At 66.8% G+C, this 17,587-nt stretch carries 18 protein-coding genes; 14 read left to right on the top strand and 4 right to left on the bottom strand.

Annotated features, from left to right (window positions below; translation table 11 throughout):
- Positions 1-92 precede the first annotated feature (92 nt).
- The 10 genes from ACYCO6_RS05140 to ACYCO6_RS05095 all read left to right on the top strand — a co-directional run bounded on the left by ACYCO6_RS05140 (position 93) and on the right by ACYCO6_RS05095 (position 9,597).
- Positions 93-302 carry a hypothetical protein gene (locus tag ACYCO6_RS05140; RefSeq protein ID WP_459769927.1) on the top strand — a complete coding sequence of 70 codons (210 nt, stop codon included), beginning with the start codon at positions 93-95 and terminating at the stop codon, positions 300-302.
- A 160-nt stretch (positions 303-462) separates the two neighbouring features.
- Positions 463-708, top strand: a complete 246-nt coding sequence (locus ACYCO6_RS05135) for a hypothetical protein (protein ID WP_459769925.1) — start codon at positions 463-465, stop codon at positions 706-708.
- 325 nt (positions 709-1,033) lie between these two features.
- Positions 1,034-2,242: a polyhydroxyalkanoate depolymerase gene (locus tag ACYCO6_RS05130; RefSeq protein ID WP_459769923.1), complete on the top strand. Its 1,209-nt coding sequence runs from the start codon at positions 1,034-1,036 to the stop codon at positions 2,240-2,242.
- A gap of 123 nt (positions 2,243-2,365) precedes the next feature.
- A complete protein-coding gene (locus tag ACYCO6_RS05125) occupies positions 2,366-4,978 on the top strand; it encodes a TIGR02302 family protein (protein ID WP_459769921.1) in 2,613 nt (870 codons plus the stop codon).
- A gap of 71 nt (positions 4,979-5,049) precedes the next feature.
- Positions 5,050-5,235, top strand: a complete 186-nt coding sequence (locus tag ACYCO6_RS05120; RefSeq protein ID WP_459769919.1) for a twin transmembrane helix small protein — start codon at positions 5,050-5,052, stop codon at positions 5,233-5,235.
- A 137-nt stretch (positions 5,236-5,372) separates the two neighbouring features.
- A complete protein-coding gene (locus ACYCO6_RS05115; RefSeq protein ID WP_459769917.1) occupies positions 5,373-5,999 on the top strand; it encodes an acyloxyacyl hydrolase in 627 nt (208 codons plus the stop codon).
- A 13-nt stretch (positions 6,000-6,012) separates the two neighbouring features.
- Complete coding sequence (locus tag ACYCO6_RS05110) at positions 6,013-6,585, top strand: cob(I)yrinic acid a,c-diamide adenosyltransferase (RefSeq protein ID WP_459769915.1); 573 nt, start codon at positions 6,013-6,015, stop codon at positions 6,583-6,585.
- 169 nt (positions 6,586-6,754) lie between these two features.
- The gene (locus ACYCO6_RS05105; protein ID WP_459769913.1) at positions 6,755-7,504 is read left to right on the top strand and encodes an electron transfer flavoprotein subunit beta/FixA family protein; all 750 of its coding nucleotides are present in this window, start codon (positions 6,755-6,757) and stop codon (positions 7,502-7,504) included.
- Positions 7,505-7,571: 67 nt separating this feature from the next.
- On the top strand, positions 7,572-8,525 hold the full coding sequence (locus tag ACYCO6_RS05100; protein WP_459769912.1) for an electron transfer flavoprotein subunit alpha/FixB family protein: 954 nt from the start codon (positions 7,572-7,574) through the stop codon (positions 8,523-8,525).
- A 190-nt stretch (positions 8,526-8,715) separates the two neighbouring features.
- Positions 8,716-9,597, top strand: coding sequence for a 3-hydroxybutyryl-CoA dehydrogenase (locus ACYCO6_RS05095; protein WP_459769910.1), 882 nt, complete (start codon positions 8,716-8,718; stop codon positions 9,595-9,597).
- A gap of 84 nt (positions 9,598-9,681) precedes the next feature.
- Here the strand turns inward: ACYCO6_RS05095 and ACYCO6_RS05090 are convergent, their stop codons facing one another.
- From ACYCO6_RS05090 to ACYCO6_RS05075, 4 genes are all read right to left on the bottom strand, one after another.
- Complete coding sequence (locus ACYCO6_RS05090) at positions 9,682-9,984, bottom strand: hypothetical protein (protein WP_459769908.1); 303 nt, start codon at positions 9,982-9,984, stop codon at positions 9,682-9,684.
- Between the two features lie 112 nt (positions 9,985-10,096).
- Positions 10,097-11,110, bottom strand: coding sequence for an NAD(P)H-quinone oxidoreductase (locus tag ACYCO6_RS05085; RefSeq protein ID WP_459769906.1), 1,014 nt, complete (start codon positions 11,108-11,110; stop codon positions 10,097-10,099).
- Positions 11,111-11,237: 127 nt separating this feature from the next.
- Positions 11,238-12,479 (bottom strand): ABC transporter substrate-binding protein, encoded by a 1,242-nt coding sequence (locus ACYCO6_RS05080; protein ID WP_459769904.1) that lies wholly within the window; start codon positions 12,477-12,479, stop codon positions 11,238-11,240.
- A gap of 119 nt (positions 12,480-12,598) precedes the next feature.
- Positions 12,599-13,222, bottom strand: a complete 624-nt coding sequence (locus ACYCO6_RS05075) for a DUF938 domain-containing protein (protein WP_459769902.1) — start codon at positions 13,220-13,222, stop codon at positions 12,599-12,601.
- Positions 13,223-13,476: 254 nt separating this feature from the next.
- Between ACYCO6_RS05075 and kaiC the strand changes: the two genes are divergently transcribed.
- The 4 genes from kaiC to ACYCO6_RS05055 are packed head-to-tail and all read left to right on the top strand — an operon-like array spanning position 13,477 to position 17,574.
- A complete protein-coding gene (kaiC, locus tag ACYCO6_RS05070) occupies positions 13,477-15,165 on the top strand; it encodes a circadian clock protein KaiC (protein WP_459769900.1) in 1,689 nt (562 codons plus the stop codon).
- Positions 15,162-15,503 carry a circadian clock KaiB family protein gene (locus ACYCO6_RS05065; RefSeq protein WP_459769898.1) on the top strand — a complete coding sequence of 114 codons (342 nt, stop codon included), beginning with the start codon at positions 15,162-15,164 and terminating at the stop codon, positions 15,501-15,503. Before kaiC ends, ACYCO6_RS05065 begins: the two co-directional genes overlap by 4 nt.
- Positions 15,500-15,817: a circadian clock KaiB family protein gene (locus ACYCO6_RS05060; protein WP_459769896.1), complete on the top strand. Its 318-nt coding sequence runs from the start codon at positions 15,500-15,502 to the stop codon at positions 15,815-15,817. The genes ACYCO6_RS05065 and ACYCO6_RS05060 overlap by 4 nt, the downstream gene beginning before the upstream one ends.
- A complete protein-coding gene (locus ACYCO6_RS05055; RefSeq protein ID WP_459769895.1) occupies positions 15,817-17,574 on the top strand; it encodes an ATP-binding protein in 1,758 nt (585 codons plus the stop codon). The genes ACYCO6_RS05060 and ACYCO6_RS05055 overlap by 1 nt, the downstream gene beginning before the upstream one ends.
- The last annotated feature ends 13 nt before the right edge of the window (positions 17,575-17,587 follow it).

The raw sequence follows: 17,587 nt of genomic DNA, 5'->3' as shown, positions 1-17,587 counted from the left end.
CGGAAGATAAACGAAAGATCTGCCGCCCCTTCGTAACCGAACGTTAACTACGATCGGCTAAGATGGACGGCATCGGAATGAGATCGAACCCGATGCTGAACGCTGACCCGCTCCTCCAGCGCCCGAAGCTCGTCAATGCGGCGCTGCTCGCCCGCACTCTCGACGGCCTGAGGCCGAAGGCGAGTTCGTCGGTGGAGATGTGGCAGATGCTCACCGACCAATATGTGGTCGATCTCGACGCGGTCGCGGCCCTTCTGCCGGTCGGCGAGCCCGAGACGCACTGGCTTCCGACGCGCGACTGAGTCGTCGAGCCCGAAGCGACCGGTCGGTTGCCGAACAACTGGCATGTCACGTGCTTTCGATCAAAAGCAACCGGAGGAAACACCCAGGCAACGACAACGCGGCGGCTCGCACGCCAGAGCACCCCGCCGACCTTCCGATCGCTCGAAGACGAGGTCCGTCATGTCGGAATTGCTCTCTGTTGCCCTGGTCTGTGCCGGTACGCTGCTGGCTCAGGATTGCTCCCGCGACACCGCGCTCGACGTGATCGTAGCGCCGGCGCACACGCCGATGGAATGCCTGATGCATGCCCAGACCATGGCGGCTCAGGCGGGCCTCCCCGGCGGTAGAGACCGATATCTCAAGATTGCCTGCGAGCACCGCCGCAGCGGCGGCGAACCCAGCCCCGTGATCCGGCGAGCCTCGTAAGGGCGGCAGAATCCTGTCGGGTCCCGAAGCGCCGGGCAAGCGATCCGAAGTCAGCGCTCAGGATCATAGCCATCGACCCGTGTATCGGCTCGTCTCACCAGTCAGACGATCACAGGTCGGTCGCGATCCCGGCCAACCAGCCGAATGGTGCATCAAAGCCACGTCAGTATAATTCTTAGTGGTCTTAGCCTTTCGGGCAGTTGCGGGTCCTGGTGACCGGACCCATCCTGCACGGCCACGCTGATGCAGTTCAGATCCGGCATCCGCTAACATTGCCGCCCCGAAGGCCCACGTGCCGGGCAGGGCTCCAGCGAGTGCCCGCCCGATGTTGTACGACGCATTCGACCTTCAAACCGATCTCGCTGCACAGACGAGAGCCTGGGGCCGGCTTCTGCACGACGTCTGGTCGCCCTGGACCGGCTTCGGCGAGCCGATCACGTGGATGTCGGCGAGCGCCCGGATGATGATGCGCGCCGGCCTGACCTTCGCGAGGCCGGCTTACGGCATCGAAACGGTGATGGTCGGGAACCGGAGCGTCCCGGTCGCCGAGGAGCCGGTCGAGGTGACGCCGTTTGGGACCCTGCTGCACTTCAGGAAGGACATCCACACCGAGCAGCCCAAGGTGCTGATGGTGGCGCCGATGTCCGGCCATTTCGCGACGCTGCTGCGCGCCACAGTGCGCACGATGTTGCCGGACCACGACGTCTACATCACCGACTGGCACAACGCCCGTGATGTTCCGCTCGCGGAGGGCCGATTCGGCTTCGACGACTATGTCGGCCATCTCGTTCACTTCTTGCGTACGATGGGCGAGGGCTCGCATATGGTTGCGGTCTGCCAGCCGGCGGTGCAGGCGCTGGTCGCCGCCGCGGTGATGGCGCAGGCGAAGGATCCGGCCGCCCCGCGCAGCATGACCCTGATGGCCGGACCGGTGGATTGCCGGATCAACCCCACCGGCGTGAACGAGCTCGCGACCTCGAAGCCGATCGGCTGGTTCGAGAAGAACCTGATCGCCACCGTCCCCACCCGGCACAAGGGCGCCGGCCGCAAGGTGTATCCGGGCTTCGTGCAAGTCTCGGCGTTCATGGCTATGAACGCCAAGCGGCACGTCCAGGGACATGCCGACCTGTTCTGGCACATGGCCAACGGCGAGGCCGAGAAGGCGGAGGCGATCGAGACCTTCTACGACGAATATTTCGCAGTGCTCGATCTCGCGGCCGAGTTCTACCTGGAAACGGTCAAGACCGTGTTCCAGGACTACGCTCTGGCCAAGAACGAGGCGACCTATCGCGGCGAGCCGATCGACCTGCGGTCGGTCCGCCGGACGGCCCTGATGACGGTCGAGGGCGAGCGGGACGATATCTGCGCGGTCGGCCAGACCATGGCGGCCCACGATCTCTGCACGAGCCTGCCACCCTACATGCGATCCCATCACCTCCAGGCCGGGGTGGGCCATTACGGCGTCTTCGCGGGACGGCGGTGGGAGTCGCAGATCTACCCGCAGGTCCGCAACTTCATCCAGGCTCATAATTGAGTGCGGCGCCGGGCGCCGTCGCGCCGATTTGACCCGCCGACCGCCGCGGCCCACCATGATACGCTTAAGCGATTGGGGCCGGGATTCCGTCCGGCTCCGTGGGTGTGAGGCGGAACGGTCGGCGTGATCGACAGGGACGGCTTCGGCAGCAATTCCGGCAAGACGAGCCTCGGACCGGGTCGGACGGCATCGGCCGTGCGGCTCGATCGGCTCGTCGCCCAGGCACGCGCGGCCGCTCTGTGGGAGCAGGCATGGCCGGTCCTCTGGCGCGGGCTCGGGGTCGGGCTCCTGTTCCTGGCCCTGTCGTGGTCCGGCCTCTGGCTCGACCTCCCGCCGCTCTGGCGACAAATCGGTGTCGGCCTTCTGACCGTCCTGCTGATCGCCGCGCTTCTCCCCCTCGCTCACCTCGCCCGCCCGGACCGGCGCCTGGCACTCGCCCGGATCGACCGCGAGGCCGCCTCGCGTGATCCGTCTCTGCGCCACGGCCCCGCTTCTGCGGCGCAGGATACCCTCGCGGTGGGCGCCGACGACGCAGGGAGCCGGGCGCTCTGGGACCTTCACCAGCGGCGAGCGGCGCGCGCCGTGGCGGCCCTTCGGGTCGGCCTGCCCTGCCCGGGTATGGTCCGGCGTGATCCCTTCGCCCTGCGCGCCGGATTGATTGTTGCCGCCGTCGCCAGCCTGTTCGCGGCGGGTCCGGAATGGCGCGAGCGAATCGGCGCGGCTTTCGACTGGCAGGAGCCCGCCGCGCCGGGGCCGAACTTCCGCGTGGACGGCTGGATCGACCCGCCGCTTTACACCCGCCTGCCGCCACTGCTGATCGCCATGGACGGAAGCGATCAGCACCTTCGTGCGCCGGTCAACGCGCAGCTCATCGTGCGCATCGCCGGTCAGGGCAAAGCGGCGGAGAATACCACTCTCACCCCTAATGCTGGGCTCGTCCCCGTGCCGGGCCAGGAGGCACGTCCGGACCTGTGCGAGGAACGTTACCGCATCGTCGGTGGCGCGGAATTGGTCATCGTCACGCCGGCCGGGCGGCAGCGCCTGACTGTGGATGCGATCCCGGACCGACCGCCGGAAGTGACCGCCGTCGGCGGTCCCGAGGTCAACGGGCGCGGCACCTTCAATCTCACCTATCGCGCCAAAGACGATTACGGGATCAGCTCCGCCGAGGCCGTGATCGAGCCGCTGAAATCCGGTCGCTCGCTCGTCCCCGTGCCGCGTATCAGCCTCGCGCTGCCGGGCGACGCCACCGGCGAGACCGACACCAAGACCCTTGTCGACCTCACCGAGAGCCCATGGTCGGGCGCGCGGGTGCGCTCCCACATCGTCGTGAAGGACGAGGCCGGCCAGGAGGGTCGCACGCCCGATACCGAGATTACGCTGCCGGCGCGCCCATTCCGCGATCCCCTGGCACGGGCGCTCGCCGAGGAGCGGCGTCGCCTCGTCACGGCGCCCGATACCGACCGCCGGTGGGTCCAGGGTGCGCTGGACGCGCTGCTCGTCGCCCCCGAGTCGTTCACGCCGCAGCCCGCAATCTTTCTCGGCCTTCGGACGGCGACGGAGCGTCTGCGCAGCGCCAAATCCGATCCCGATCTGGTCGATGTCGCCGACCTCCTCTGGGAGATGGCGCTGAAGATCGAGGACGGCGACCTCTCGGATGCCGAGAAGCAGTTGCGCCAGGCCCAGGACCGGCTGAAGGAGGCAATCGAGCGCAATGCGCCCGACGACGAGATCAAGCGCCTGACCCAGGACTTGAAGCAGGCCCTGGACAAGTTCCTCTCCGAGATGGCCCAGAAGCAGAGCCGCGAGCCCCGCGATCAGAGCGAGCGCAGCCAGGGCAACCAGCAGTCGAAGACCGTGACGCCCCAGGATCTCGACAAGATGATCCAGGACATGGCCGAGGCGATGAAACGCGGCGATACCGCCGAGGCGCAGCGCCTCATGGAGCAGTTGCGCAACATCCTGGAGAACCTCCAGACCGCCGAGCGCGGCGGCCGTTCGGATCAGGCGGCCCGCGAGATGCAGAAGCAGATGCGCGACCTCGACGCCATGGCGAAGGAGCAGCAGGGTCTGCGCGACGAGACCTTCAAGGACGGCCAAGAGCAGCGCGGCGGTCAGCGCCCGCAGAACCGCGGGCAGCAGCAGGGTCAGCGCGGACAGCAGGGCAGCCAGGGCCAGCAGGGACAGAAGCAGCAGGGCCAAGGCCAGCACGGCCAGCAAGGTCAGGGCCAACAGGGCAATGTCGGCGAGCGGCAGCAGGCCCTCCGCCAGCGGCTGGAGGAGCTTGAGCAGCGCATGAAGGAGAACGGCATGCGCGGCGAGCAGGGACTCTCCGATGCCGAGGACGCCATGCGCGAGGCCGAGAACGCTCTGAAGCAGGGCGATTCCGGCGAGGCGGTCGATGCCCAGGGGCGGGCACTCGATGGTCTCAAGCGTGGCGCCGAGGGTATGGCGCAGCAGATGCAGGAGATGGCCGAAGGCCAGGGCGAGGGACAGCAGGAGGGCGGCCAGCAACCAGGTCAGCAGGGTCAGGCCGGCGCCCGCGACGACGATCCGCTCGGTCGTCCAACGCGCGGTCGCGACATGAGCGACGGCCGGGTGCGCGTGCCCACGGCCGACGAATCGGCGGTTCAGCGCGCCCGCCGCATCATGGAGGAGCTGCGGCGCAAACTGGGTGACCCGACGCGGCCGCGTGAGGAACTCGACTATTTCGAGCGTCTGCTCCGCCGGAACTGAGTTACTCTGACCCCCCACACAGCGACGCGGTGCCCGCTCAACGCACCCGTCGAGCCCGGATCCTCGCCGACATGTCCTCCAACACCCTCGTCCTCATCGCCTGTCTGGCTGTCGCCCTGGTCCTGTTCCTCGGGTTGGCCAACATGATGCGGGGCGGAAGCGCCAATCTCTCGCAGAAACTGATGCGCCTCAGGGTCCTGCTTCAGTTCGTAGCAATTCTGATCATAATGGGTGTCGTCTGGTGGCGCTCGGCCTGAGCACAGCAACAGGTGTGACTGCGCCGCCGCACCCGATGCCTTTCGCCGCGGCGGCGGATGAATTGGCCGCATGAGCTCGCGGCCCTCATGCTACGCTCGGTAGAATCGAACTGCCAAGCCTTCCTGGCCGAGACCGCATGACCGCCCCCTACCATACCTGCCTCATCGGCCTCCTCACCGGTGCGGCGATCCTGCCCGTCTCGGCGGCGGACGCGCCGCCACTGCCGGCGGCCTACGCGGCTCCGGCCCAGCCGCTCAGCATCGTCTCGGAAGTCCGGATCGGCGGCGCGGTGCAGGATCCCGGCAGCGCCGAGGGCAAGCTCCCGGGCTTCAGCAAGGCCAACGTCAACGGCGAGGTCCTGTTCGCCAAGCCGTTGATCAGCGCTGACCCGTTCTGGCAAGCCTTCGTCCCGCGGCCAACGGTGGGCGGCAGCTACAACACCGGCGGCCGGACCAGTTACGCCTATCTCGGCGCCACTTGGACTCTCGAAGTCTTCCCCGAGACCTTCAACCGCCGGATCTTCATCGATGGATTCTTCGGAGGCGTGGCCCATAACGGCTATACTGGGCCGAAGGCGCTGACACCCTACGGGTTCAACACGCTCGGTTGCTCACCCATGTTCCGTGAGGCCGCTGCGTTGGGCTACCGCCTGACCGAGCACTGGAGCATCATGGCCACCGTCGAGCACATGTCGAATGCTGGCCTCTGCGCGAACAACCGCGGGCTGACGAATTTCGGCGGCAAGATCGGCTATACGTTCTGAGGCACCAAGTCCCTTGGTCAAGCTCAACCGCATCTACACCCGCACCGGCGACAAGGGCACCACTGCGCTCGCCGACGGGCAGCGCCGCTCGAAGGCGGACCTGCGGGTTGAGACCTACGGCACCGTCGACGAGACCAACGCCTGCATCGGAATGGCGCGCCTGCACACGCAGGGACGTCTCGACGCGATGCTGGGCGCGATCCAGAACGACTTGTTCGACCTTGGCGCGGACCTCGCGACCCCTCCGAGCCCAGAGCCCCTCCCCTACGAACCGCTGCGGATCGTCGCGAGTCAGGTGAAGCGTTTGGAGCGCGACATCGACACCCTGAACGAGGTCATCCCGCCGCTGAAATCCTTCGTCCTGCCGGGGGGCTCTGCTGCGGCAGCGGCGCTTCACCTCGCGCGCACGGTCTGCCGCCGTGCCGAGCGCCTGGCCGTCAGCCTCGCATCCCGAGAAGACGAGACCGTCTCGCCCGAGGCACTCCGCTACCTGAACCGTCTGTCAGATTTTCTGTTCGTCGCGAGCCGGGCGGCCAACGCCGACGGCGCCGACGACGTGCTCTGGGTGCCGGGCGCCAACCGCTGATCCGGCTTCCATTCTTTTCCCGCACCCTGCGAGGCGCCGCGTTGACAAGGCGGAAATGTGGCCGTTACGGTCCGCGCGCCTTGCGTGCCCCCGCCACGCTGCGCCTCGAGCGCCCGTGGGAGTGGGCTGCACGCCGACAAGAATCCTCCGGGGAAGGATCGTAACCGCCATGAAGGTGCTGGTGCCCGTCAAGCGGGTTGTAGACTACAACGTCAAGATCCGGGTGAAGGCGGACGGCTCCGGGGTCGAGCTGGCGAACGTCAAAATGTCGATGAACCCCTTCGACGAGATCGCCGTCGAGGAGGCGATCCGTCTCAAGGAGAAGGGCAAGGTCACCGAGATCGTCGCCGTCTCGATCGGCCCGCAGCAGGCGCAGGAGACTCTGCGCACTGCGCTGGCCATGGGCGCCGATCGCGCCATCCTGGTCAAGACGGACGTCAACTGCGAGCCGCTCGCGGTGGCCAAGCTCCTCAAGACCGTGGTCGAGAGGGAGGCGCCTCAGCTCGTCATCCTCGGCAAGCAGGCGATCGACGACGACTCGAACCAGACCGGCCAGATGCTCGGCGCGCTGCTGGGCTGGCCGCAGGGCACCTTCGCCTACAAGATCGAAGTCGGCGAGGACAGCCTCGACGTCACCCGCGAGGTCGACGGTGGCCTGCAGACGGTGGGCCTGAAGCTGCCGGCGATCGTCACCACGGACCTGCGCCTGAACGAGCCGCGCTACGCGTCGCTGCCGAACATCATGAAGGCCAAGAAGAAGCCGCTCGAGGAGCTGAATCCGGAGGGCCTCGGCGTCGACGTGACCCCCAAGCTCAAGGTGCTCAAGACCGCCGAGCCGCCGGGCCGCTCCGCCGGCGTCAAGGTCGGCTCCGCGGCCGAGCTGGTGCAGAAACTCAAGGTCGAAGCCGGCGTCATCTGATCCGCAAGCGAGGCTCCCGGCTCCGGTCGAGCCTCGCGCTCCCACCCTCAAGGGCTCTGAAAAGACCATGACGACACTCCTCTATGTCGAGCACGGCAACGGCCAAATCAAGGACGGAACGCTGAAGGCGCTCAGTGCGGCCAAGGAAATCGGCGCGCCGATCCACGCCCTCGTGCTCGGCAGCGGCGCTCGTCCGGCGGCTGAGGTGGCGGCCAAGCTCGACGGCGTCGAGAAGGTGCTGCTCGCGGAGGACGGCGTCTACGATCACGATCTTGCCGAGCCGGTCTCGGCACTGATCGCGTCGATCGCCGGGCCCTACGGTGTGATCATCGCGGCGGCCTCCACAACCGGCAAGAACATTCTGCCGCGGGTGGCGGCTCTGCTCGACGTCGCACAGGTCTCGGACATCATAAAGGTGATCTCGCCCGATACGTTCGAGCGGCCGATCTACGCCGGCAACGCGATCCAGACCGTCCAGGCTCCCGGGGGCAAGACGGTGATCACGGTGCGCACGGCGGCGTTCAAGGCCGCTTCCGAAAGCGGTTCGGCCGCTCCCGTCGAGGCTGTCCCAGCGGCCATGCCCAGCGCCGGCGGTTCGACATTCAAGGGCGAGGAGATCGCCAAGTCGGATCGGCCGGAGCTGGCCTCGGCCCGGATCATCGTGTCTGGCGGCCGGTCGCTCGGCTCGGCGGACAAGTTCCACGAGCTGATCGAGCCGCTGGCGGATTCCCTCGGCGCCGCGGTCGGCGCGTCCCGCGCCGCGGTGGACGCGGGCTACGCGCCGAACGACTGGCAGGTAGGCCAGACAGGCAAGGTGGTGGCGCCGGACCTCTACGTCGCCGTGGGCATTTCGGGGGCGATCCAGCACTTGGCCGGCATGAAGGACTCGAAGGTCATCGTCGCCATCAACAAGGACGAGGACGCGCCGATCTTCCAGGTCGCCGATTACGGTCTGGTCGGGGATCTGTTCCAGGTCGTGCCGGAGCTGCAATCTGAGATCGCGAAGGCGAAGGGTCAGTAGCGGTCAGGTCTTCGCATTGACCGCGCGCGGCGGCCATTGTTGCAGCGCGCGGCGTCGCGGGTTCCTTCCGCGACGGAGATTGGTCTAGAAGGCTTCGACGGCAGGGTTTTGCGCGAGCCGTCGCGTTGGCGCAGTCCGTCGAACCGGGCGGCCGTGCAGCAGCATCCGCATCGGGGGCACAGGTCGGCAGATGGACATGGAGATCAAGCGAGTCGGCATCATCGGCGCGGGCCAGATGGGAAGCGGCATCGCGCAGGTCTGCGCTACGGCCGGTCTGGACGTCCTGCTGAACGATCGCGACCCGGCCCGTCTGGAGAACGGCCTGAGCACGATCGAGAGCGGTCTCGCCCGGCTGGTCTCCAAAGGAAGCATGACCGAGGTTGACAGCCGGAACGCCCGGGCGCGCATCGTGCAGGCCCGGGATTTCACGGCGCTCGGCCCCTCCGATCTGGTGATTGAGGCTGCGACCGAGAATGAGGCGACAAAGCGCGAGATCTTCTCGACGCTCTGCGGGTCACTCCGTCCCGAAGCGCTGATCGCAACCAACACGTCGTCAATCTCGATCACCCGTCTGGCAGCGGCGACGGACCGGCCCGAGAAATTCATCGGGATTCATTTTATGAACCCGGTGCCGGTGATGCAGCTCGTCGAGCTGATCCGCGGTATCGCCACCGAGGATGCCACCTACGAATCGGCCAAGGCGTTCATCGCCAAGCTCGGCAAGACATCGACGATGTCGGAAGACTTCCCGGCCTTTATCGTCAACCGGATCCTGCTGCCGATGATCAACGAGGCGATCTACACGCTCTACGAGGGTGTGGGATCGGTCGAGTCCATCGACACCGCGATGAGGCTCGGGGCGAACCATCCGATGGGTCCGCTTCAGCTGGCGGACTTCATCGGCCTCGATACCTGCCTGTCGGTCATGCAGGTGCTCTACGAAGGGCTGGCGGATTCGAAGTACCGCCCCTGTCCGCTCCTGGTGAAGTACGTCGAGGCCGGATGGCTCGGCCGCAAAGCCAGGCGCGGTTTCTACGATTACCGCGGCCCGACCCCGATCCCGACACGCTGACGGATCAGCGTGATCAAAGACCGCCTAGGGCCGTCGAGACGGCGGGGGAGCGGGACGTTGCTATCCGCCGCCCCGCACGTGTGATCACTTCGCCGTGTTACCGTTGGCGTTCGGCTGAGCCGGCTGCGGATAGGACGGGTTGCCACCCGGAACCGCGGTGCTGTTCGAGTTGCTCGGTGTCGAGGATCCATTCACCGAGCCGGTGACCTCCCGGCGGGACGCGTCCTGGCTCTGGCTCGGATAATCCTTCGGCGAAGTCGCGCCGTTCCAGGTCAGAAGTCCCACGGTGGCGATCGCCAGAAGGACGAGGCTCGCCACCAACACCCAGAGCACGGGCTTGCCCCGCTCGCCCTGCCGGCTCTCCTGCTGGTTCAATTGTTCGGCCATCTGCAAAACCTCATCGGCAGGACGCAACACGCTCGAAGGCGGTCTGCGACACGATCTCGTTACCGGCCGCCAACGCAGCGCCGATGAGGCGGGTTCCTGCCTTTCGGTACCGTCAGCGTCCTGTCGTGAGCAGGATCTTGCCGAGATGGGCGCTCGATTCCATCAGCTCGTGCGCTTCCCGAGCCTGCTCGAGCGGGAAGGTGGCATGGGTGACGGACCGGATCCGCCCGGCGTCGAGTTCGGGCCAGATGTCCTTGCGCAGGCCATCGGCAATCTGGGCTTTGTCGGCCTTCGAACGCGGGCGGAGCGTCGAACCGGTGAAGGTCAGGCGGTTGCGCATGATCGGGGTGATATTCAGGCCGTCCACCTTGTAGCCACCCATCAGCGCGATCATGACCAACCGCCCATCCGGCGCGAGCGACTTGATGTTCCGGGCGAGGTAGCTCGCGCCGATCATGTCGAGGATCACGTCGACGCCCCGACCTTCGGTCAGGCGCTTTATCTCCTCGGCGAAGTCAGCCTGCTTGTAGTCGATCGCCGCATCTGCCCCGAGATTCTCACAGAAGCGGCACTTCTCGGCCGAACCCGCGGTCGCGAAGACCCGGGCGCCGACATGCTTGGCCATCTGGATCGCCGTCGCGCCGATGCCGCTCGAGCCGCCGTGTACCAGGAACGTCTCGCCGCGCGTCAGGCGGCCGCGCTGCACGACGTTGGAGTAGACCGTGAAGAAGGTCTCGGGCAGCCCCGCTGCATCGACCAGGGAGAGGGCCTTCGGCTTCGGCAGGCAATGGGCGGCCTCGGCCACCGCGAACTCGGCATAACCACCGCTGATGACCAGGGCGCAGATCTCGTCGCCCAGACCAAGGCCGGTTACGCCTTCGCCGAGCCGGACGACGCGACCCGCGACTTCAAGGCCCGGAACCTCGGTGGCGCCGGGCGGCGGCGGATACACGCCCGCGCGCTGCGCCACGTCGGGCCGGTTGACCCCTGCGGCGACCACTTCGATCAACACCTGACCCGGTCCCGGGCTCGGCAGAGGCGCGGTTTCGATGGTGATCACCTCCGGCCCGCCCGAGCCCGCAAAACGGATCTGGCGCATGGTGTCGGGCAGGTCGGCACTGGCCATCGAAAAATCCTCTCCACGCGCATGGTTTCAGCCGGGCCACGATTGCGCGGCCCGGCTCTACTTGCGGCAACGGATGCGCTTGGCAAGCCGCAGCGCCGTCAGGATCCATTCTCGCTCGGAAAGAGGCCTAGCGCCCGGCGGCCTTCACGGCTGCCGGCAGCACGATCTGTCCCTGCGCGAGGCTCTTCGGCCAGATCGCGACCTGCTTGCCGTCCTGCCATTGGGCCATCAGGCCCGTGACGTAGCCCGGCCCGTACTTGATCGAGTGCGTGAAGTCGTCGTCCTTGCCGTAGAATTGCGTCCGGCCGACCGTGCCCTCCCAGTCGGTCTTCTCCAGGGCGTCCACCAGCTTGTCGGAATCCGTGGAACCGGCGCGCTTCACGGCATCGGCCACGTAATAGACCTGATCATAGGCCATGTAGCCCGCGTAGGAGGGGTCGCTTGCGAACCGCTTCTTGAACGCGTCGGTGAAGGCGAGCGACTTGCCCGTGATCGCAGCGCCCGGCACCGCGATGCTCTGGAAGATCACGCCCTGCGTGGCCCCGTTGGTGTTCGCCCAGAAGGTCGAGGACGTCGCCTGCGAGTTCATGCCGGTCATGGCGAGCGGCACTTGCTGGTTCTGCCACTGCACGGTCGGCTGCACCCCGACATGCGAGATGCCGGTGACGATCAGGTCCGGCTTGGCCGCCTCGATCTTGTTGTAGATCGGCGTGAAGTCGCCCGTGTCCGGCGAGAAGCGGATGTGATCAACGACCTTCACGCCGATCTCGGGCAGGCATTTCTCGTAACCGACGTCGAGCGGGCGGGTCCAGGCCGCGTCCTCGCTCATGATCGCCGCGGTTTTCACCTTCATGAGATCGATGAGCATATCTTTTGTGGAGTCGCAGATTGACTGCGCCAGCGCCGCGGACGTCAGGTAGCCGTGGAAGGTGTACTTGTTGCGGGCGTAGTCCTTGTGGACGGCGAGGCTGATCTCGTTGGAGGCGGCGCCGGGCGTGATCATCGGCGTCTTGAGCCGGGCGGCCCAGGGCATCAGGGCCAGCACCACCTCGGAGATGTAGCTGGCGATGACGAGGTTGACCTTGTCCTCGGAGACCGCCCGCTGGAAGGCCCGGACCGCGTCGGAGGCCGAACTCTTGTCGTCGTAGGTGACGACCTGGATCTGTCGCCCGTCGACGCCACCCTTGGCGTTGATCTCATCGGCGGCGAGCTGCACCGCCTGCGGGATCGAGGCCCCGACCACCGACTGCGCCTCGGCGATCACCCCGATCTTGATCGGGTCGGCAGCTCGCGCCGGCCCCGTTCCCAACAGCCCCGCCACTGCGAGCAGGGCGACGGCCCGGCTCGAAACACTGCGATCCATCGCCATGGGTTTCCTCCTGCGGACCGTGCGGCTTTTGCCGCCGCATCGGCTCAACGGCAGGACTGTGTAGCATTCAGCCCCTTGAATACAATGTGCAAACGCCCCGATGGGCGACAAACGACCGTTCATCCCCCGACGCGCAGATAGATCAGGCTCAGATTGTTGGCCGGCATGGCGACCCGCCGGGAGAGCGCAAGACCATGCTTCGCCGCCTCCGCCGAAACGGATTCGAGATCCCGCACGCCCCATTGCGGGTCGCGGTCGCGCAGAGATTCGTCGAAAATGGCGTTGCTCGGCGCGGTATGCCGACCGCCCTCGCGAAACGGCCCATAGAGAAACAGCACGCCGCCTTCCGTGAGCGTCCGCTCGGCACCCGCCATCAGCCCCTGAGTGGCAGACCAGGGCGCGATGTGGATCATGTTGATGCAGACGATGGCCGCGGCACGTGTCACCGGCCATTGCGCGGCGGCCGCGTCGAGATCGAGGGGCGGCAGGATGTTCGTCGCTTTCGACCGGGCCGTGTGAGCCGCAACGCTGCGCCGCGCGGTCGGATCCGGGTCGCTCGGCAGCCAGGTCAGGCCGGGAAGCGCCGAAGCGACGTGCACCGCGTGCTCGCCGGACCCGCTGGCGATCTCCAGAACTGTGCCGCTGCGGGGCAGCACTCCGCGGAGAACATCAAGGATCGCGTCACGATTGCGGGCGACGGCGGGCGCAGTCAGGGCATCGCCGTCTATGTCCCAACCCAGCATCGCGCTCTCCCCGTAACCGCCCGGATGTCACGATTTCGTCGGTCCGCAACCTGTCGTCGGGTGCAGGTAGCCAACGCATATTGCGCTCGCGACGGCGTTGCCATACCGGGTCCCGGGGGACTGCCGCCTGCCCTGCGTGCCACTCGGCACCTCTGCGGGCTCAACACCGCGCAGGTCAACCCAACGGAGCGAAGGCTCCCGCGGGATCTCTTCGAGCCCCCGTTTCCATCGAGACGTCTAGGACATCGATCATCGTGCCTGCCCTGCAAGCCGTACAGACGTTGCCCAAGGCCCCGACGGGTATCGAAGGCTTCGATGACCTGACCTTCGGCGGACTCCCGGTCGGCCGACCGTCGCTGATCTGCGGCGCCGCGGGCTGCGGCAAGACCCTGTTCGCCACCACCTTCCTGGTCAACGGCGCGACCCGGTACGATGAGCCGGGCGTCTTCATGAGCTTCGAGGAACGCGCCGAGGACCTCGCGGCAAACGTCGCCTCCCTCGGCTACGACCTCGACGGGCTCGTGGCATCGGGCAAGCTCGCCATCGACCACGTGCGCGTCGAGCGCAGCGAGATCGAGGAGACCGGTGAGTACGACCTCGAAGGCCTGTTCATCCGCCTCGGCTTCGCGGTGGACAGCGTCGGCGCCAAGCGCGTGGTGCTCGACACGATCGAGACCCTGTTCGCCGGCTTCACCGACCCGTCGCTCCTTCGGGCGGAGCTGCGCCGCTTGTTCGGTTGGATCAAGGATCGCGGCCTGACGGCGATCATCACCGGCGAGCGCGGCGAGGGACAGCTCACCCGTCAGGGTCTGGAGGAGTACGTCTCCGACTGCGTGGTGCTGCTCGACAATCGGGTCGAGGACCAGATCACCACAAGGCGCCTGCGGGTGGTGAAGTACCGCGGCTCGGCGCACGGCACGAACGAGTACCCGTTCCTGATCGATCACGCCGGCATCAGCGTCCTGCCGGTGACCTCGGCCGACCTCGATTATGCGCTGCCCTCCGGCGTGATCTCGACGGGCATCGCAGGTCTGGACGCCATGCTGGGACCGGGCGGCTTCTACCGTGGTTCGAGCATCCTGATCTCCGGCGAGGCAGGTACTGGCAAGACCATGCTGGGCGCCTCCATCCTCGATGCGGCCTGCCGCCGCGGCGAGCGCTGCCTGGCCTTTGTATTCGAGGAGAGCGGCGCGCAGATTATCCGCAACGCCAGTTCCATCGGCCTCGACCTCGGCCGACACGTCGCGAGCGGGATGCTGCGCTTCGAGGCGGCTCGGCCCAGCCTGTTCGGCCTGGAGACGCATCTTGCGCGGATGCACCGCGATCTCGACCAATTCCGGCCGGACCTGGTGGTGATCGACCCGGTCTCAGCCCTGCGGGGGTCGACGAACGAATTGCAGGCGACGCTCCTGCGGATGATCGATCTGATCAAGACCCGCGGGATCACAGCCGTCTTCACCACCCTGCGCGGAGACGGCTCCCTCGTCCAAAACGACGATCTCGGCGTTTCCTCACTGATGGACGCCTGGATCAAGCTTCAGAACATGGAGGCGAATGGCGAACGGACCCGCACCCTCTACGTCATCAAGGCGCGGGGCATGAGCCACTCCAACCAGATTCGTGAGTTTCTCATGTCGTCCGGCGGTATCAGGCTGGTGGATGCCTATATCGGCCCCGCAGGCGTGCTGACCGGGACGGCCCGCTTGGTCCAAGAGGCCCAAGAGAAGGCGGCGACCCAGCTTCGCCTGCACGAGACCGAGCGGCGCCTCCGAGAGGTGGCACGACGGCGCTCGGCGCTGGAGCGCCAGATCGAGGAACTTCAGGCCGGTCTGGAAGCGGCCGAGGACGAAGAGGAACGTCTCCGCATCGAGGAGAGATTGCGGGAGGCGCAGCTTGAGAAAGAGCAGCGGGAGCTGATCGCGCGACGGAGTGCTGCGGAATGAGCGATACCACCTCCGAAGACCCGGCACCGGACACGGATCCCGACCGAGATTCAGGCCATTACCACCTGCGCCTCTACGTCGCCGGACAGACCGCGAAGTCCCTCGCCGCGATGTCTAACCTTAAGCGCTTCTGCGAGGAACACTTGGCGGGCCGCTACGACATCGAAGTCATCGACCTCCTGAAGAACCCGCAGCTCGCCGCTGGCGATCAAATCCTGGCCATCCCGACCCTCGTGCGCCGGCTCCCCTCTCCGCTGAAGCGGATCATCGGCGACCTGTCGAACACCGAGAAGGTTCTGGTCGGTCTCGACATCCGTCCGAAGGCAGACCAACCTTGAACGCGGCCCCGCAGCCCGCAGGCGTCGCGGATATCTATCGGCTCAGGCTGTTCGTGGCGGGAACAGCCCCGCGTTCTCTGCGCGCGGTCGAATCCCTGCGTCGGATCTGCGAGACCCATATTCCGGGTCGGTACGAGCTGGAGATCATCGACATCTATCAGCAGCCCGAACTGGCCGAGCGCGACGGGATCCTCGCCGCTCCGACCCTCCTGAAGGTCGCCCCGCAGCCGGAACGCCGGATCTCGGGCGACCTCCTGGACGCGCGCCGCATCCTGCGCGGCCTTGAGATCGAACCCGCGGCGGAGTCGCGGTGATGGGCGTCGATGCGCTGCTGCCGGATGACGAACCGGGGCTGGACGCCTACCGGGCGCATATCCGTGAACTCGAAGCGCGCCTGGAGGAAAGCGAGGAAACCCTCGCAGCGATCCGCCGGGGGGATTTCGACGCCGTTGTCGTCGAGGGGCCGAACCATGAACGCTTGGTCTACACCCTGGAGAATGCCGATCGGCCCTACCGGGTGCTGATCGAGCAGATCCAGGAAGGCGCGTTCACCCTCGGATTGGACGGCACGCTGCTCTACTGCAATCGGCGGCTGTCCGACATGTTGGGCGAGGCGCAAGAGCGGCTGATCGGCCGCTCCCTGGGCCATTTCCTGGGACCGGATACCGATCTCGCACGCCTCCTGCAGAAGGCGATGACGAGCCCGGTGCGCGAGGAGATCGAGCTCGCCACCCCGGGAGGTTCGGAGCGTGCGACCTTCCTGTCGCTCAGCCGCTTCGAGCGTCAGGACGATCATCCCCTTCTCTGCGGGATCCTGACCGATCTCACCGAGCAGAGGCGCAACATGCGCGCCCTCGCCGAGGCGAACGCACGCCTCCAAGCCGAGAGCGTCGAGCGCGAGCGCGTCGAGGAAGCGCTGCGCCAGTCGCAGAAGCTGGAGGCGGTGGGCCAGCTGACCGGCGGCGTGGCGCACGACTTCAACAACCTGCTGACGGTCATCAAGTCGTCCACCGACCTGCTGAAGCGACCCGACCTGCCCGACGAGCGGCGACGTCGCTATGTCGAAGCGATCTCCGACACGGTGGACCGGGCCGCCAAGCTCACCGGGCAGCTCCTCGCCTTCGCGCGCCGCCAAGCGCTGAGACCCGAGATCTTCGAAGTGGGCGCCTCCCTGCGCGCCGTGGCGGAGATGCTCGACTCGGTGACTGGTGCGCGTATCACCGTCGACGCCCAGATCCCGGATGAGCCCTGCTACATCCGGGCGGACCTCAGCCAGTTCGAGACGGCGCTTATCAATATGGCCGTCAACGCGCGCGACGCGATGGGCGGCGAAGGCACGCTGACCCTGCGGCTCCTGGGCGCCCGGCCGATGCCGGCGATCCGCGGCCATGCAGGCTCGCGGAGCACATTCGCGGCGGTGTCGCTGTCCGATACCGGCGCCGGCATCGCATCCGAGGTGTTGCCGCGCATCTTCGAGCCGTTCTTCACCACCAAGGAGATCGGCAAAGGCACCGGGCTCGGACTCTCCCAGGTCTTCGGGTTCGCCAAGCAGTCCGGCGGGGATGTGGATGTCTCAAGCACCCCCGGAGAGGGTACGACCTTCACCCTCTACCTGCCACAGGTGGAGGGTGGCCCGGAGAAGCAGGATGAGGAGCCGCGCGAAGAGCGCACCTCCGAGGGCGCGAGCCTGTGCGTTCTCGTGGTGGAGGATAATGTCGAGGTCGGCCGCTTCGCCACGCAGATCCTCGAGGATCTCGGCCATCGAACGGTCTGGGCGACCAATGCCGAGGAGGCGCTCGAAGTGATCGAGAAGGTCCCGCTCCGTTTCGACGCCGTGTTCTCCGATGTCGTGATGCCCGGAATGGGCGGGATCGCGCTCGCCCGCGAATTGCAGCGCCGCTTGCCCGAGCTGCCCGTCGTCCTCACCTCCGGATACAGCCACGTCCTTGCGCAGGAGGGCGTCCACGGCTTCGACCTGATCCAGAAGCCTTATTCGGTGGAGCAGCTCTCCCGGGTGCTTCGGAAAGTGGTCGGGAAGCGCACCGGCGGGACGCGGGCAACGCCGAGCTAGGGCATGAAGCGGA

Source organism: Methylobacterium sp. CM6257, from assembly GCF_054611515.1.
The sequence above is the reverse complement of the archived record's forward strand: the minus strand, read 5'-3'. Positions and strand labels throughout refer to the sequence as shown.

Coding starts and splice junctions, on each gene's coding strand:
- ACYCO6_RS05085 (WP_459769906.1), bottom strand. CDS start 11,110: ATGGCCAGTGCCGACCTGCCCGACACCATGCGCCAGATCCGTTTTGCG.
- ACYCO6_RS05100 (WP_459769912.1), top strand. CDS start 7,572: ATGACGACACTCCTCTATGTCGAGCACGGCAACGGCCAAATCAAGGAC.
- ACYCO6_RS05130 (WP_459769923.1), top strand. CDS start 1,034: ATGTTGTACGACGCATTCGACCTTCAAACCGATCTCGCTGCACAGACG.
- ACYCO6_RS05090 (WP_459769908.1), bottom strand. CDS start 9,984: ATGGCCGAACAATTGAACCAGCAGGAGAGCCGGCAGGGCGAGCGGGGC.
- ACYCO6_RS05135 (WP_459769925.1), top strand. CDS start 463: ATGTCGGAATTGCTCTCTGTTGCCCTGGTCTGTGCCGGTACGCTGCTG.
- ACYCO6_RS05095 (WP_459769910.1), top strand. CDS start 8,716: ATGGACATGGAGATCAAGCGAGTCGGCATCATCGGCGCGGGCCAGATG.
- ACYCO6_RS05120 (WP_459769919.1), top strand. CDS start 5,050: ATGTCCTCCAACACCCTCGTCCTCATCGCCTGTCTGGCTGTCGCCCTG.
- ACYCO6_RS05140 (WP_459769927.1), top strand. CDS start 93: ATGCTGAACGCTGACCCGCTCCTCCAGCGCCCGAAGCTCGTCAATGCG.
- ACYCO6_RS05105 (WP_459769913.1), top strand. CDS start 6,755: ATGAAGGTGCTGGTGCCCGTCAAGCGGGTTGTAGACTACAACGTCAAG.
- ACYCO6_RS05055 (WP_459769895.1), top strand. CDS start 15,817: ATGGGCGTCGATGCGCTGCTGCCGGATGACGAACCGGGGCTGGACGCC.
- ACYCO6_RS05080 (WP_459769904.1), bottom strand. CDS start 12,479: ATGGCGATGGATCGCAGTGTTTCGAGCCGGGCCGTCGCCCTGCTCGCA.
- ACYCO6_RS05065 (WP_459769898.1), top strand. CDS start 15,162: ATGAGCGATACCACCTCCGAAGACCCGGCACCGGACACGGATCCCGAC.
- ACYCO6_RS05075 (WP_459769902.1), bottom strand. CDS start 13,222: ATGCTGGGTTGGGACATAGACGGCGATGCCCTGACTGCGCCCGCCGTC.
- ACYCO6_RS05115 (WP_459769917.1), top strand. CDS start 5,373: ATGACCGCCCCCTACCATACCTGCCTCATCGGCCTCCTCACCGGTGCG.